Consider the following 14,824-nt stretch of genomic DNA (forward strand, 5'->3'; position numbering starts at 1 on the left):
TTTCAGGTCCGGATAGTTCTCGCTCACGGCCATCAGCCGCGATAGTGCGCCGGTAAGCTGGCCTTGCGCGGCCTGGAATTTGGCCAGCGCCGCAGGATCGTTCGCCAGTTCGGGGGTTATCTGGATGCTGCCCACGCGCGAACGGGCCTGGGCCACCTCAGTAAAAATCTTGTCCTCGTGCGCGGCGTAACCCTTCACGGTATTGACCAGGTTCGGCACCAGATCCGCGCGGCGCTGATACTGGTTGAGCACTTCGGACCATTGTGCCTTCACCACCTCGTCCTGCTTCTGGATGGCGTTGTAGCCGCAGCCGGTCAGCATGGCGGCCAATAGCAGCAGCGCGAGAATGCGTAGGCTTTTCATGGGAATGCTCCTTATCCGGTAGGCAATCATTGCAGCATCAGGTTTGTAGGGACGCAATGGCTTGCTTCGCACGTATCAGGTGGAACGACAGCGGAGGGTACGCGTCAAAACCAGCGCGGCCCCAGAATCAAACCCCAGCACAACACCACCAGCACCAGCAGCACAAACACGGCCGCCGACCCCATGTCCTTGGCCCGGCCGGCCAGCTCGTGAAACTCGGGACTGACCTTGTCCACCACCGCCTCGATCGCGGAGTTGAGCAGTTCCACCGACAACACCAGGAAGACCGGAAGCACCAGGGCGATCTTCTCCAGCGCCCCATTCCCAACCCACAAGCCCACTGGAACAAGGATGACAGTAAGCATCGCTTCCAGCCTAAACGAGGCCTCGTGCCGCCAACCGGCCCGCAGGCCGTTCATCGACCACCGGAAGGCGCGCCACAGCTGGCGCGGATCGCCGCGAAACCCGTTACCCGGCATGGTAAAAAAAGCTTGCCCATAAGGGAATTACGGCGGCTTTCTGCATGGCGGGCAACGCTCCGGAAAGGGCTGAAACAGGCGCGCCATCATGCCACAAGCCGGCCGGCGCACCTGCCAGCCGCAGGACTCTGCTTTGCCGCAATGCAACTTTTAGCTAATGGCATTTGCGCTACCCTTCGCCGGATGTGCCTGCCCTAAGGTGCTAAAAACAGGTCGATTTAGGCCTCGTAGTACACGTAATTCGGAATCATCGCATGACCACTCTGACCCGACCTGTTTCACAAACCCGATCGTTCACCACGGTTTTCCTTATCGAGATGTGGGAGCGCTTCGGCTTCTACGGCATGCAGGTGCTGATGGTCACCTTCATGATGAAGAAGCTGGGCTTCATCGATATCAAGGCCAATCTGGTCTGGGGCGCGGCAGCGGCATTGATCTACGCCACGCCGGCGATCGGCGGCTGGGTCGGCGACAAGCTATTGGGCACCCGGCGAACCATGCTGATGGGCGCGACCATCCTCGCGCTCGGCTACGGCATGCTCTGGATACCCTCGGACAACGCGTCGATCACCTATCTCTCCCTGGGCGTGATCGTGGTCGGCAATGGTTTCTTCAAACCCAACGCCGGCAACCTGGTGCGCAAGATCTACGAAGGCGACGAAACACGCATCGATAGCGCCTTCACCATCTACTACATGGCGGTGAACATCGGCTCGATGATCTCGATGACGGCAACGCCATGGATTCGCAACTACATCGGCGACCTGTACGGCGATGATCTCGGCTGGCACACGGCCTTCGGCGTCTGCTCCATCGGCCTGGTCCTTGGCCTGATCAATTACTCGCTGATGAGTCGCACCTTGTCGCACGTCGGCTCGCCAAGCGACCAGCGCCCGGTGGACTTCAAGCGCCTTGCCGCGGTATTGCTGGGCGCGCTGGCCATCGTGTTCGTCTCCGCTTTCATCCTGCAAAGCGAAACCATCGCCAGGTTGTGCGTATATGGTGCGGGCATCGTGATCCTCGGGATCTTCGCGCACCTGATCCGTAGCAGCCAGCCAAGCGAGCGCGCGGGCCTCACGGCGGCGCTGGTGCTGACGGTGCAGACGATTTTCTTTTTCATCTTCTACGCACAAATGGCCACGTCGTTGAATCTGTTCGCGCAGCGCAACGTCGACCTGTCGTTCGATATCTTCGGCTTTCACCTGTTCAACTGGATTCCCGAGCAGTATCAGAACTTGAACGCGATCTGGATCGTCCTGCTGAGCCCGGTGTTGGTCTTCATCTACAACTCGCTCGGCAAGCTCGGCAAGGATCCCTCCGTGGCGGTGAAATTCGCCTGGGGTTTCGCGGCCGTGGCGCTGGGCTTTTTCATGTACGGCTTCGGCGCGAACTGGGCCGTGAACGGACAGGTGTCGTCGTGGGTGATGATCTGGGGCTATGGCCTTTACTCGCTCGGCGAGCTGCTGGTCAGCGGCCTGGGGCTGGCGATGATCGCGCGCTACGTGCCGGAACGCATGGGCGGCTTCATGATGGGTGCGTACTACGTCGCCGTGGGCATCTCGCAATACCTGGGCAGCGTGGTCGCGAACATCGCGCATATCCCGGACAACATCACCGATCCGCTGCAGTCGCTGAGCATCTACACGCATCTGTTCAACATCCTCGGTTTCGTGGGCATCGGCTGCACCGTCGTCGCCGTGCTCATCTTGCCGCTGATGAACAAGCTCTCGGCCACCCACGCCGATGCAGCCACCGCGTACCAGCCGCTGACCGCGGCGCATGGCGAGGAATTCGAAGTACCGTAATGCCGGCCCAGCCCCTCCCCGATCGGGAGAAGGGGCTGCTAGGCTGCGGCCATGCCGCAACACTCCCTCCATCAGCCCTTCGGGGCGTTCGCGCTTACCCGTACCCTCGCCTGGCTGCGCCTGTGTGCCATCGGCGGACAGAGCATGGCGGTGATGGTGTGCTCGTGGTGGATGCACATCGACATCCCCACGCTTTCGCTGCTGCTTGGCATCGACATGCTCGCCGTGTTCGCGGTGTTTGCCGCATGGAGGCTCAGCCAACCATGGCCGGTGCGCGAATGGGAAACGGTATGCCATATCGTCGCGGACACACTGGTGTTGAGCTATCTGCTCTATTTCACCGGCGGCGCCAGGAACCCATTCGTCACCTTGCTGCTAGTGCCGATCGCGCTCAGTGCGGCAGCCTTGTCGGTACGCGCCATTCTTGCCGTGGCCGCGATCGCGGGCGCGGCGTACTTCGTGCTGCTGCTCTGGTTCGTACCGCTGCCGATGAACGAGCTGACCGCCAACGACCATGGCTTTTCGCTGCACGTCGCCGGCATGGGCGTGAACTTCGGCATCACCACCGTGCTGCTTGGCTTCTTCATCAACCGTTTGGCCACAGCGGTACGCCAACAGCAACAGGAAGTGCAGCGCGTACGCGAACGCGCGCTGCGTGACGAAGGCATCATGGCCATCGCCACGCAGGCGGCCGGCGCAGCGCATGAACTCAACACACCGCTGTCCACCATGCGCACGCTGCTGCCGGAGCTGCGGCGCGAGCATGCCGCGGATGCCAGCCTGGACGAGGATCTGATCTTGCTGGAAGGCCAGGTGGAGCGCTGCCGCACCATCCTTCGGGAGATGGTCGCCTTCGGCAAAACGCAGCTGTCGCAAGAACCCGAACGGGTCGCGCTGCCGGCTTTCCTCCATGGCTGCCTCAAACGCTTCCAGCTATTGCGTCCCGAGGCGGAACTGGAACTGCGCGTCGCCCAGCAACTCGACCAGCTCGTGTTGCGCACGCCACCAGGCCTGCGCCATGCCTTGCTCAATCTGCTCAATAATGCCGTCGATGCTTCGGCCTTGCGCCAATCAAGCCATGTAACGCTTGAGGTGCGCCGCGTAGGTGAGTGGCTTGACTGGATCGTCAGTGACCGCGGCCCGGGCTTTGCCCCTGCCGGCGCCCGCGCTACGCTTGGCGAAAGCGGCAAGCAAAGCGGCCTCGGCATTGGCCTGGCGCTGGCCGAAGCCACCGCCGAAAGGCTGTCAGGCGAATTGATCGCCAGCAACACGGAAAACGGCGCGGAGATGTGCCTGCGATTGCCCTTGTCCACCATCGCCGAGGGCGCATGACGCGGGTTTGCCATGCACCCACATCGCCCGCGAGCGATGCAAACGCACACACAGGCCAGCTTATCCGGCAAAATAGCCGGGTAAATTCAAGCAGAAGCAGCAGATGAATCACCCCACTCCCACCGGCGGCGCGCGTCCCTTGCTGATCGTGGACGACGACGCCACGTTTGTGCGCGTACTCACCCGAGCCCTGACCTCACGCGGCTTCGAAGTGATCACCGCTGGCAACGCCGACGAAGCACGCACGCTCTCGCAACGCCATCAACCCCGCCATTGCGTGCTGGATCTGAAGCTCGGCGAAGAAAACGGCCTGCGCCTGATCCCGGAGCTGCGCGAACTGGTCCCCGACGTACGCATCCTGCTGCTGACCGGTTACGCCTCCATCGCCACGGCCGTCGAAGCGATCAAGCGTGGCGCGCATGATTACCTCGCCAAGCCGGTCGATGCCGACGCCGTCGTCCGCGCCCTGCTCGAAGGCGATACGCCGCAGCACAGCGAGGATGAAGTGATCGACGCCCCCGAAGCGCCCCTCGCCTTGCGTCGCCTGGAATGGGAGCACATCCAGCGCGTGCTCACCGAATGCGACGGCAACATTTCCGAAACTGCGCGGCGCTTGGGCATGCATCGACGTACGCTACAGCGCAAGCTGAGCAAGCATCCGGTGCGCGAGCGGCCGAACCCGAACGCTTGATCGCATCGGCGTGCAGGTCGGTCAACCTGATCTACTGCCCTGACGATCCATTCGCCGAAGATGGCGTCGCCGGCACCGAGAGGTGATTGGACGGATCCGGCTCATCGTCATAGATCGCCACATGCGGCACACCGTCCGCGCCGATCCAGCCGCGAAACATGCCATCGGTATTGAACGGCATCGCGATATTGCCGTCTGCATCGAGTGCGATCGCGCCGCCATTGCCGCCCATCGACGGGATCTCCTGGTTGATCACTTCCGCGGCGGCGCGCTGTACCGGCTCATCGAGCATCAACACCTTCATGCAGATCTCGTGCGCGGCGACGGTGCGGATGTAGAACTCGCCCCAGCCGGTGCCCGATACAGCGCATTTTGCATTCGCATAAGTGCCGGCGCCGATGATCGCCGAATCACCGACGCGCCCCCAGCGCTTGTCGGTCATGCCGCCGGTGGAGGTACCGGCAGCCAGGTGTCCGGTGCTGTCGAGGGCGACCGCGCCGACGGTGCCAAAGTGCCTGCCGGCATCCGGATCGTCGTGCGGCTTTTTCTCGCTGTCTTCGTTCAGCGCCTTCTGCAGTTGCTGCCAGCGTTCCTCGGTACGGAAGTAAGCGGGGTCGACCAGGGTGATGCCCTGTTCTTTCGCGAATGCTTCCGCACCATCGCCGATCAGCATGACGTGCGGCGAATGCTCCATCACGGCCCGTGCCAAAAGAATCGGATTCTTCACCCGCTGCACACCGGCTACCGCGCCCGCGCGCAGGCGCTCGCCTTCCATCACGGCGGCGTCCATCTCGTTCTTGCCGTCGTGCGTGAACACCGAGCCCCGGCCGGCGTTGAAGTTGGGATCATCCTCCAGCACGGTGATGGCGGCCGTTACCGCGTCTATCGCCGGTTTGCCGGCCTTGAGCTGGGCGTAGCCGTCTTGCAGGGCCTTGGTCATCGCGGCGCGCACGGCTTTCTCCTTGGCAGGATTCATGTCGCGCCTGATCACGCCGGCACCGCCGTGGATCACCAGTACGGGTGTGGTGGCATGCGTCATGGTGGCGATCCCCAGGGCAGTGAGGGCGACGTACAGACAAAACGGCTTCACATGAGACCTCTCGCGAGCACAGGTTGAGCTAGCCGTCAGGGGATGCTCAGCCGTATGGCACATCGATGACACTGGCAGTCGCATCGTTCGACCTTTGTACAGCATGCCCTGTCGCTAATCCGTCGTATCCTAGATAGTTAATGTCCCCCGCAAGAAAGGCTCCCTCATGGAAAAGGTTTACGCAAACGCGACAAAGGCTCTGGACGGTCTGCTGTTCGACGGCATGACCATCGCGGCAGGCGGCTTTGGCCTGTGCGGCATCCCCGAGAACCTGATCGGCGCACTGCTCGCTGCCGGCACCAAGGATTTGACCATCGTCGGCAACAACGCCGGCGTGGACGATTTCGGCATGGGTCCGCTGCTGAAGACACGCCAGGTGAAACGCGTGTACGCGTCCTACGTAGGCGAGAACAAGGAATTCGAGCGCCAGGTGCTGGCCGGCGAACTGGAATTGCACCTGGTGCCGCAAGGTACGCTGGCTGAAAAGCTGCGCGCGGGGGGCGCGGGCATTCCGGGCTTCTATACGCGCACGGCGTTCGGCACCAAGCTGGCCGAGGGCAAGGAAACCAAGCGCTTCGGCGAGAAGGAATACGTGCTGGAAGAAGCGATCCACGCCGACGTTTCGATCGTGAAGGCGTGGAAGGGCGACCGGCTCGGCAATCTGCTGTTCCGCAAGACGGCGCGCAACTTCAATCCGATGATCGCCACCTGCGGCAAGGTGTGCGTGGCCGAAGTGGAAGAGCTGGTGGAAGTCGGCGAACTGGATCCAGACCAGGTCCACGTACCGGGCATCTACGTCGACCGCATCATCCAGGGCGAGAAATACGAAAAGCGCATCGAATTCCGCACCGTCGCCGGCGCCAATACCGGCAAGGAAAGCCCGATCCGCATGGCGATGGCGCAGCGCGCTGCGAAGGAACTGCGCGATGGTTTCTACGTGAATCTCGGCATTGGCATTCCCACGCTGGTGGCGAACTTCATTCCGGCAGGCATGGACGTCACGCTGCAGTCGGAAAACGGCCTGCTCGGCATCGGGCCGTTCCCGGACGATGCGCACGTCGATCCGGACCTGATCAATGCCGGCAAGCAGACGATCACCGCCCTGCCCGGCTCCAGCTATTTCTCCAGCGCCGAATCGTTCGCGATGATCCGCGGCGGGCATATCGACCTGTCGATCCTCGGCGGCCTGGAAGTCTCCTGCACCGGCGATCTCGCCAACTGGATGGTGCCGGGCAAGATGGTGAAAGGCCCCGGCGGGGCGATGGACCTGGTCAGCGGCGTAAAGCGCGTCGTGGTGCTGATGGAGCACACCGCGAAAGACGGATCACCGAAGATCAAGACCCAATGCGACCTGCCACTGACCGGCAAGCAGGTGGTCGACCTGATCATCACCGACCTGTGCGTGTTCGACGTGGCAAAGGGCAAGGGGCTGACGCTGATCGAACTGCAACCGGGCGTGACGGTGGATGACGTCAAGGCGAAGACGGGCTGTCCGTTCGAGGTGCATGCCTCGCTGCGTTGATATAGGCGACCGTAGGTTGGGGTGAGCGAACGCGAACCCCAACATCGCCATGCTGCAAATACATCAGATGCTGGGGTTCGGTCTCACCCTCAGCTCAAGCTATCCGAATTCGCATCTAGGCTGAAACGGGCATCGGCTTCGGAAACCGTATCTCCGCCACATAGCGATTGCCGCCCTGCACGTGCAGGCTCAGCGGCCAGCCGAAGCGTTCGCTGATCCGTTGCGCGATGGCGTATTCGAAACCGCGCTGGCCAGGTGCCGAGGCGTCTTGCTCGCTACCGGCAGCAGCGCTGACGCTCACCAAGCCTGGCAGCACCGTCACCTGCACCACGCCCTGTCCCGTGTACTGGCTGGCATGGCGAATCAATTGCCAGCACAGCACGGCAAACACGCGCGGCGAACCATGCAGCGCGAAGGCCGACGGTTCCTCCAGCAGCAGTTCGATCGGATGGCCGTGCAGCATCTCGCGCGCGTTGGCGAGCTCGTCGCGCAGCACGTCGTTCACCACGAAATCCTGCTCGCCCTGGCCATTGTCGGCTTCGCGCGCCAGGATCAACAAGGCTTCCACCAACGATTCCATTTCGCGCGTGGCGCGGCGGATACGCTGCACGGAGCGCTTGCCGAATTCGCTCAAACCCGCCTCGTCCGACAGCATGTCGGTGGACATCTTGATCACGGTGAGCGGGCTGCGCAGTTCGTGACTGGCATCGCGCGTAAAGTTGCGTTCGCGCTCGTTGTAGCCGGCAATGCGGCTGGCAAAGTTATGGAAGCCGCGCGCCAGGGTGGCGATGTCGCTGTCGCTCCGCACCATGCGGTCGGATTGCAAAGGGTCCAGGTCGGCCTGGCCCTCCTTCCAGTTGCCTACCCACCGCGCCAGCGCAGCGACCTGTCGCCATGTGCGTTCGGTGGCCAGCCAGGTGAGCGCACTGACGATCACGATCAACAGCACTACCGCGAAAACCGGCGCTACGTTGTAGTAACCCATCAGGCACACCACCACCACCGCTACCAATTGCATGCTGAAAATCAGCAGCAAATGGCGCTGAACACTGCCACGCACGCGTTCTGCGCGCGGCACTTGGGCGTCCGTGGTGGTCATGTAGGCTGCGGGCGTTTACGCGATGTGGCTGGCAGGAGTGGTCTCCGCTTCCAGATCGGCTAGGCGGTAGCCGGCCGAATGGATGGTATGCAGCAAAGGCCGGTCGAACGGTTTGTCGATCACCCGGCGCAGGTTGTAAAGATGCGAGCGCAAGGTATCGGAATCGGGGAGCGTGTCGCCCCAGATTTCCCGCTCGATATCCCGCCGGCTGACCACGCGCGGCGATTCGCGCATCAGGATCGCCAACAGCTTCAGGCCGATGGGGGAGACCGTCAGTTCCTGCCCGGCGCGGGTCAGCCGCAACGTGGCCGTATCCAGGGTCATGTCGCCCACCGTCAGGACCTCGCTGGACACCTGGCGGCGGTCGCGGCGGATCAGCGCGCGCAGGCGTGCCTCCAGCTCCCGCACCTCGAAGGGTTTCACCAGGTAATCGTCGGCGCCGGCTTCCAGGCCCACCAGCTTGTCTTCCAGCGTGTCGCGCGCCGTCAGCATCAGCACCGGCGTGGATTTCTTGGCGTCCCCGCGCAACTTGCGGCAGACGTCCAGGCCATCGATGCCCGGCAGCATCAGGTCCAGCACGACGACGTCGTAGCTGTTGGATACCGCCAGATGCAGGCCACTCACACCATCTTGAGCAAAATCAACGGAGTAGCCCCGGCGTTCGAGAAATTCGCCGACCATTTCCGCGATCTGACGGTTGTCTTCCACCAGCAGGATCAGCCCAGCATGCTCGTCACGTGAACTCATGTTCGCCTCTCGTCTCGTGGGGAGTCTTCACATTTGTGAAGGCTAACCTCCAGGGTGGTAAGCGCAACGTGAATTTGAGCGGACGAAAGCGTGGTGAGCGCCCGCTTTACAACAGAGGTTTGAGTTTCGGCCACACGTTATCGAGCACCTTCGGCTCGCCGGCGGCGGTCGGATGCAGGCCGTCTTCCTGCATCAGCGCTGGATCCAGCGCCACGCCCTGCAGCAGGAAAGGCAACAGGGCGGCGTGCTTGTCGCGGGCAAGCTCGGCATACACGGCACGCAGGCCGTTGCGGTATTGCGGCCCGTAGTTGATCGGCATTTCGATGCCAAGCAGCAGTACCTTGGCGCCCGCGTGCTGAGCCGCATCGATCATCGCCGCCAGATTGCTGCGCAGGTCGGCCAATGGCAGGCCGCGCAAGCCATCGTTGGCACCCAGCTCGATCACCACCACGCGCGGGCGGTACTGCGCCAGCAGCGCCGGCAACCGGTTGCGCCCGCTTACCGAGGTTTCGCCGCTGATACTGGCATTGATGACCGCCCAGCCCGGCTCCATCTCCTTGAGACGTACTTCCAGCAGATGCACCCAACCTGCTTCTACGGGAATGTTGTGCGCGGCGGACAAGGAGTCTCCGAGCACCAGCACGTTCTTCGCGGGCGCGGCCTGGGTGGACGCCGCCTGCACCGCACCGATACCGCAAACAAGCAGCAGCAACAAACATAGGAAACGACGCATGAGTGGTTCTCGTCCGGTGGATGAAAGGCTAGTGCTGGAAGTTCGCGATGTTAGCAAGTCGGTGAACGGTCCCGAGGGAAGGCTGGACATCCTCAGCAACGTGGCCATGCAGGTGGGCGCGGGCGAGAGCTTCGCCATCGTCGGCGCGTCCGGTTCCGGCAAAACCACTCTGCTTGGCCTGCTCGCCGGGCTGGATACGCCCACCAGCGGCAGCATTCACCTCGACGGCCATGCGCTCGAACGGCTCGATGAGGAAGCGCGCGCGGATTTGCGCCGGCGCCTGGTCGGTTTCGTATTCCAGTCTTTCCATCTGTTGCCCGCGCTCACCGCCGAGCAGAACGTGATGCTGCCGCTGGAGCTGGAAGGCCACGCCGATGCGCGCGAACGGGCACATGCTGCGTTGGATGCCGTGGAACTCGGCACGCGTCGCAAGCACTATCCGGCACAGCTTTCCGGCGGTGAACAACAACGCGTCGCCATTGCGCGCGCGTTTGTGCACGGTCCGCGCGTGCTGTTCGCCGATGAACCTACCGGCAATCTCGATCGGCGCACCGGCAGGCATGTCTGCGATCTGCTGTTTGCGCTGAACCGCGATCATCACACCACGCTGATACTGGTCACGCACGACATGCAGTTGGCCGAACGCTGCATGCGGCACGCGGAATTGCAGGAAGGCCGACTGCAACCCATGGGAGCGCAAGCTGCATGAGAATCCTGCTGCTGGCCTTGCGCAGCCTGCGCCGCGAATGGCATCTGCCGGAGCTGCGCACCTTGGCTGCATCCCTGGTGCTTGCCGTGGTGGCGCTCGGCGTGGTGGCGACGCTCAGCACGCGCATGGAGCGCGGCGTACTTGCCAGCGCAGCCGAACTGATCGGCGGCGACGTGGGCGTCTCGGCACCGCAAAGCATTCCGGGCAAATTCGCGGTCGCCGGACGGCAGCGCGGTTTATCCGTCACCCGCACAGCGGGCTTTCCCAGCGTTGCATTTGCGCAGCAGCAGAGCCAGTTACTGGACGTGCTCGCCACCGACACCGCGTATCCGTTGCGCGGCAGCTTGCTGATCGCGGACGCGCGCGGAAAACAGCAAATCAGCCACGGGCCAGCGCCGGGAACGGTTTATCTCGACCATCGCGCGCTGGTGGGCCTGCATCGCCACGTCGGCGACAGCGTGCAGCTTGGCGGACGCGACCTGCGCATTGCAGGCGAACTGATCCAGCAGCCGGATGGCGGCGAACTGGTCGCGATGGCACCGCGCGCGCTGATGAACATCGACGATGCCGAACAAGCGGGCTTGCTCGGCGTCGGCAGCCGCGCTCGCCATAACCTGCTGCTGGCCGGCGAGCCGGCCGCGGTACGAAGCTGGCGCACATGGGCGCAATCGACCACGCTGCCGCAAGGCGGTGAACTGATCACGCCGGAGCAGACACAGGAACGCATGCGCAGCGCCTTCGATCGCGCGGGCGCCTTTCTGCGCCTGACGGCGTTGTTGTCGGCCTTGCTTTCGGGTGTCGCCATTGCCCTCGCTGCGCAGCGTTACGCGCGCCGCAAGACCAGCGAGGTGTCGCTACTGCGCGCGCTCGGCACCTCGCGCGCACGCGTGTTTACCCTGCTGATTGGCACGATCGGCGGCCTGGCGTTGCCGGCGGCGTTGCTCGGTGTAGGGCTGGCTCTGCTGCTGGCACAGGGCGCGTGGATGTTCGCCAGCCAGCTGTTCTCGGGCGTGCCGACGGTATTGCCTCTGTTGCCCGCCTTCGCGGCGGCCGGCATGGGCATCGCCGTGCTGGTGGGGTTCGCCTTGCCGCCCCTGGTGCGGCTGGCCGACATACCGCCGGTCGCCGTGTTTCGCGCCAGCATGGCGCGACGCATCCGCCGCTTCGATGGGCTGTACCTGATTCCTGCCGTGGTCGCGTTGGCGCTGATCTGGAATCTCAGTGGCTCGGCCAAGCTCGCCGGCATTCTCGCGGCGAGCCTGCTCGGTGTCGCCGCGGTCGCCGCCTTGCTTGCCGCCATGTTGCTGTGGATGGCGCGCCGCATCACACCGGGCGGCCACCCTGCCCTACGGCTAGGCCTGGCGGCGCTGGCGCGCCGGCGTGGCCTGAGCATCGTGCAGGCCACGGCCTTGAGCATGGGCCTTACCGCCTTGCTGCTGCTGGCCATCGTCGCGCCGTCCCTGCTGGATGGCTGGCGCAAGGAATTGCCCGGCGATACGCCGAACTGGTTCGCGCTCAATCTGCAGGACGATCAACGCAGCGATTTCAACCAGGCACTCACGCGCATCAGCGCCAACCAGCTCAACATGATGCCGCTGGCGGTCGGCAAGCTCATCGCCATCAACGGGCATCCGATCGATACGCTGACGTTCAAGGACCCGCGTGCGAAGGAATGGAGCGATCGCCAGCTGCGCCTGTCATGGTCCAACGATCTGCCGCCCGCCAACAGCGTGATCGCCGGCCACTGGTTCGATCCGCATCCGGCGCAGGCCGAGGTGTCGGTGGATACCATGTGGCGCGACATGTATGCACTGAAGCTGGGCGATACCATGCGCTTCGACGTGGGCGAAGGCCAGGTCGATGCGACCATCACCAGCTTCCGCCACGTGGACTGGACCTCGTTCCGGGTGAACTTCTTCCTGCTGCTGGACCCCGCGCATGCGAGCGCGCTGCCGCACACCTGGCTGGCCAGTTTCTATCTGCCGCGCGGCCATGCCGAAGCCTTGGCGACACTGTCGCGTGACTATCCGAACCTTAGCCTGGTCGATGTGGATGCGCTGCTCGACCGGGTGCGTGAGATCGTGCAGCGCGTGACCGGTGCGGTGCGCTGGGTGCTCGGCTTCAGCCTGTTGGCAGGCGCCCTGGTGCTTGCCGCCGCACTGGCGACCAGCGGACAGGAACGCCGCCATGAAGCCGCCCTACTGCGCACGCTGGGCGCGCGGCGCGGCTTATTGCGTATTGCCGCCGCCTGCGAATTCGCGCTGCTCGGCTTGATCGCCGGCATCACGGCGGCGCTGGGTGCCATGGTCGGCGGCTGGTGGTTGGGGCGCAGCGTATTCCACATCAAGGATTTCATGCCGCAGCCACTGCCGCTGGCATTTGCCGCGCTCGCCGCCGCCATCGTGGTGATGCTGCTTGGCCTGGCCGGCACGCGCAAAGTGACGCATACGCCGCCGATGCGCCTGTTGCGGGCGGAGTCGTAGCAGCATGGACACGGCACACGCAAGGCGATGTCGTGGCAAAGGCGTGCGGTACGATGCGTGCTTCCTTTCCCGACAAGGACCGCGCGCATGTACACCCTTTACTACTCCCCCGGTACCGCCAGCATGGTCGTGCATCTGGCGCTGCTGGAAATCGGTGCCGAGTATCAGCTCAAGCTGGTGGACTTCGACAAGGACGAGCAACACAGCGCCGAATACCTGAAGCTCAACCCGGGCGCGAAAGTGCCGACGCTGCTGATCGATGGCCGGCCGGTATACGAATCGGGAGCACTGTTGATCATCCTGGCCGAGCGTCACCCCGAGGCCAAGCTGATTCCGCCATTGGGAACACCCGAACGCGAAGCGTGGATGCAGTGGACGGTGTTTCTCAGCAATGCGCTGATGTCCACCTACCGGTTCTGGTTTTATCCGCAAGAACTGGGACACCAGACCTCGCCGCCGGACATCCGCGCGGCCATTCAGCACAAGATCGAAGGCATCTGGGATCGCCTGGAAGCGCATCTTGCTGCGCATGGGCCTTACCTGCTCGGCAGCGAGTGTTCCGGCGTGGACCTCATGCTCACCATGCTGATGCGATGGTCGCGCAACATGCCGCGGCCGGCCACCGAATGGCCGGCGTTGAAGCGCGTGGCCGACCTGGTGCGTGCGCGGCCGAGCTGGAAGAAGTTGTACGCGCTGGAAGACTTGACGGAGTGGTGATGCAGACCTCACGAACACGGCACTGGCTCAACCGCCTCAAGCACGAATGCCTGCTGCTGCTGTTCGGCTTGCTCACCGTGGTGCTGGCCTGCGTGGATCCGCAACCGTGGTCGCGCTATCACGGCTGGCTGCAATGGCCCACGCTGTGCGGCTTGCTGGGGTTGATGATCGCCATCCAGGGCATTCGCGACAGCGGCCTGGTGCAACGCGCCGCCGGCATGCTGGTGGCGCGCATGCACTCGCTGCGCGGCGTGGGACTGTTGCTGGCGGGCATGACGGCGGTGCTTTCGATGGTGCTCACCAACGACGTCAGCCTGTTCCTGGTGGTGCCGCTGACGCTCGCCATCGGCGGCATGTCCAATCTGCCGATCCTGCGCATGGCGGTGCTGGAGGCGCTGGCGGTCAATGCCGGCTCGACCCTCAGCCCGATCGGCAATCCGCAAAACCTGCTGATCTGGCAGCATGCGCAATGGTCGTTTTTTCAATTCGTCGGCCATCTGCTGCCCACTGCCGCGGTGATGTTCGCAATGGTGGCGCTGGTGACCTGGTTCTGGTTGCCCAAAGAACGCATAACGCTTCAGCGCGACAAGCTCGATGGCCGTCCGGTGTCGGCAAGGCTGGCCGTGCTGTCCACGATCGCGCTCATCGTGATGGTAGTGATGATGCAAAACGGACAAGCGCCACTAGGGGCCTTGTTGCTGGTGATTCCGTTTGCGCTGTTTTCCCGGCGCACGCTCAAGTGCATCGATTGGCTGCTGATGGCGACCTTCGCGATGATCTTCCTTGGGCTGGGCCATTTCGCCGCCCTGCCCGCGGTGGATCATGCGCTGGGCCACATCGATTTCAAGCAGCCGCTGGCGGTGTATCTCAGTGGCATCGTCAGCTCGCAGCTGATCAGCAACGTGCCGGCGACCGTCTTGCTGCTCGATCGCGTAAAGGATGCGGCAGCGTTGGCGATTGCCGTGAACGTGGGCGGCTTCGGCGTGGTGATCGGTTCGCTGGCCAATCTGATCGCCTTGCGCCTGGCAAAACAGCCGCATGCGATGCGGCTGTT

At 63.5% G+C, this 14,824-nt stretch carries 14 protein-coding genes; 8 read left to right on the forward strand and 6 right to left on the reverse strand.

The features are described 5' to 3' along the window. Positions 1 to 363, reverse strand: a 363-nt coding sequence (locus VMA74_RS09780) for a LemA family protein (RefSeq protein ID WP_325366508.1), incomplete at its 3' end; no start/stop codon positions are given. 104 nt (positions 364 to 467) lie between these two features. Then, positions 468 to 842, reverse strand: coding sequence for a diacylglycerol kinase (locus VMA74_RS09785; RefSeq protein ID WP_325366510.1), 375 nt, complete (start codon positions 840 to 842; stop codon positions 468 to 470). A gap of 254 nt (positions 843 to 1,096) precedes the next feature. Here VMA74_RS09785 and VMA74_RS09790 point away from each other — a divergent pair, with 254 nt between their 5' ends. From VMA74_RS09790 to VMA74_RS09800, 3 genes are all read left to right on the forward strand, one after another. After that, entirely contained in the window at positions 1,097 to 2,647 is a 1,551-nt protein-coding gene (locus tag VMA74_RS09790; protein ID WP_325366512.1) for an oligopeptide:H+ symporter, read from the forward strand. Between the two features lie 51 nt (positions 2,648 to 2,698). Continuing rightward, positions 2,699 to 3,979 carry an ATP-binding protein gene (locus VMA74_RS09795; protein ID WP_325366515.1) on the forward strand — a complete coding sequence of 427 codons (1,281 nt, stop codon included), beginning with the start codon at positions 2,699 to 2,701 and terminating at the stop codon, positions 3,977 to 3,979. Positions 3,980 to 4,082: 103 nt separating this feature from the next. Next, on the forward strand, positions 4,083 to 4,670 hold the full coding sequence (locus tag VMA74_RS09800) for a response regulator transcription factor (RefSeq protein WP_325366516.1): 588 nt from the start codon (positions 4,083 to 4,085) through the stop codon (positions 4,668 to 4,670). Between the two features lie 31 nt (positions 4,671 to 4,701). Here the strand turns inward: VMA74_RS09800 and VMA74_RS09805 are convergent, their stop codons facing one another. Continuing rightward, on the reverse strand, positions 4,702 to 5,709 hold the full coding sequence (locus VMA74_RS09805; protein WP_325366518.1) for an isoaspartyl peptidase/L-asparaginase: 1,008 nt from the start codon (positions 5,707 to 5,709) through the stop codon (positions 4,702 to 4,704). 217 nt (positions 5,710 to 5,926) lie between these two features. On the opposite strand from VMA74_RS09805, the gene VMA74_RS09810 reads away from it, so the two are divergent. Then, on the forward strand, positions 5,927 to 7,282 hold the full coding sequence (locus VMA74_RS09810; protein WP_325366520.1) for a 3-oxoacid CoA-transferase subunit B: 1,356 nt from the start codon (positions 5,927 to 5,929) through the stop codon (positions 7,280 to 7,282). Positions 7,283 to 7,397: 115 nt separating this feature from the next. Here VMA74_RS09810 and VMA74_RS09815 read toward each other — a convergent pair whose 3' ends face one another. From VMA74_RS09815 to VMA74_RS09825, 3 genes are all read right to left on the reverse strand, one after another. Continuing rightward, a complete protein-coding gene (locus VMA74_RS09815; RefSeq protein ID WP_325366522.1) occupies positions 7,398 to 8,381 on the reverse strand; it encodes a HAMP domain-containing sensor histidine kinase in 984 nt (327 codons plus the stop codon). Positions 8,382 to 8,396: 15 nt separating this feature from the next. Next, positions 8,397 to 9,128 (reverse strand): response regulator transcription factor, encoded by a 732-nt coding sequence (locus VMA74_RS09820; protein ID WP_115493699.1) that lies wholly within the window; start codon positions 9,126 to 9,128, stop codon positions 8,397 to 8,399. A gap of 106 nt (positions 9,129 to 9,234) precedes the next feature. Then, positions 9,235 to 9,861: an arylesterase gene (locus tag VMA74_RS09825; RefSeq protein ID WP_325366525.1), complete on the reverse strand. Its 627-nt coding sequence runs from the start codon at positions 9,859 to 9,861 to the stop codon at positions 9,235 to 9,237. Here VMA74_RS09825 and VMA74_RS09830 point away from each other — a divergent pair. From VMA74_RS09830 to VMA74_RS09845, 4 genes are all read left to right on the forward strand, one after another. Continuing rightward, on the forward strand, positions 9,860 to 10,570 hold the full coding sequence (locus VMA74_RS09830) for an ABC transporter ATP-binding protein (RefSeq protein WP_325366527.1): 711 nt from the start codon (positions 9,860 to 9,862) through the stop codon (positions 10,568 to 10,570). The two genes, VMA74_RS09825 and VMA74_RS09830, sit on opposite strands and share 2 nt — an antisense overlap. Further along, positions 10,567 to 13,053, forward strand: a complete 2,487-nt coding sequence (locus VMA74_RS09835; RefSeq protein ID WP_325366534.1) for an ABC transporter permease — start codon at positions 10,567 to 10,569, stop codon at positions 13,051 to 13,053. Before VMA74_RS09830 ends, VMA74_RS09835 begins: the two co-directional genes overlap by 4 nt. An 87-nt stretch (positions 13,054 to 13,140) precedes the next feature. Continuing rightward, the gene (locus VMA74_RS09840; RefSeq protein WP_325366536.1) at positions 13,141 to 13,770 is read left to right on the forward strand and encodes a glutathione S-transferase family protein; all 630 of its coding nucleotides are present in this window, start codon (positions 13,141 to 13,143) and stop codon (positions 13,768 to 13,770) included. Next, positions 13,770 to 14,824 (forward strand): SLC13 family permease (locus tag VMA74_RS09845; protein ID WP_325366538.1); only part of this gene is annotated, 1,055 nt, incomplete at its 3' end. The genes VMA74_RS09840 and VMA74_RS09845, both read left to right, overlap by 1 nt.

Source organism: Dyella sp., from assembly GCF_035508675.1.
Classification (GTDB): Bacteria; Pseudomonadota; Gammaproteobacteria; order Xanthomonadales; family Rhodanobacteraceae; genus Dyella_B.

Coding starts and splice junctions, on each gene's coding strand:
- VMA74_RS09820 (WP_115493699.1), bottom strand. CDS start 9,128: ATGAGTTCACGTGACGAGCATGCTGGGCTGATCCTGCTGGTGGAAGAC.
- VMA74_RS09795 (WP_325366515.1), top strand. CDS start 2,699: ATGCCGCAACACTCCCTCCATCAGCCCTTCGGGGCGTTCGCGCTTACC.
- VMA74_RS09815 (WP_325366522.1), bottom strand. CDS start 8,381: ATGACCACCACGGACGCCCAAGTGCCGCGCGCAGAACGCGTGCGTGGC.
- VMA74_RS09785 (WP_325366510.1), bottom strand. CDS start 842: ATGCCGGGTAACGGGTTTCGCGGCGATCCGCGCCAGCTGTGGCGCGCC.
- VMA74_RS09840 (WP_325366536.1), top strand. CDS start 13,141: ATGTACACCCTTTACTACTCCCCCGGTACCGCCAGCATGGTCGTGCAT.
- VMA74_RS09800 (WP_325366516.1), top strand. CDS start 4,083: ATGAATCACCCCACTCCCACCGGCGGCGCGCGTCCCTTGCTGATCGTG.
- VMA74_RS09835 (WP_325366534.1), top strand. CDS start 10,567: ATGAGAATCCTGCTGCTGGCCTTGCGCAGCCTGCGCCGCGAATGGCAT.
- VMA74_RS09830 (WP_325366527.1), top strand. CDS start 9,860: ATGAGTGGTTCTCGTCCGGTGGATGAAAGGCTAGTGCTGGAAGTTCGC.
- VMA74_RS09805 (WP_325366518.1), bottom strand. CDS start 5,709: ATGACGCATGCCACCACACCCGTACTGGTGATCCACGGCGGTGCCGGC.
- VMA74_RS09790 (WP_325366512.1), top strand. CDS start 1,097: ATGACCACTCTGACCCGACCTGTTTCACAAACCCGATCGTTCACCACG.
- VMA74_RS09825 (WP_325366525.1), bottom strand. CDS start 9,861: ATGCGTCGTTTCCTATGTTTGTTGCTGCTGCTTGTTTGCGGTATCGGT.
- VMA74_RS09810 (WP_325366520.1), top strand. CDS start 5,927: ATGGAAAAGGTTTACGCAAACGCGACAAAGGCTCTGGACGGTCTGCTG.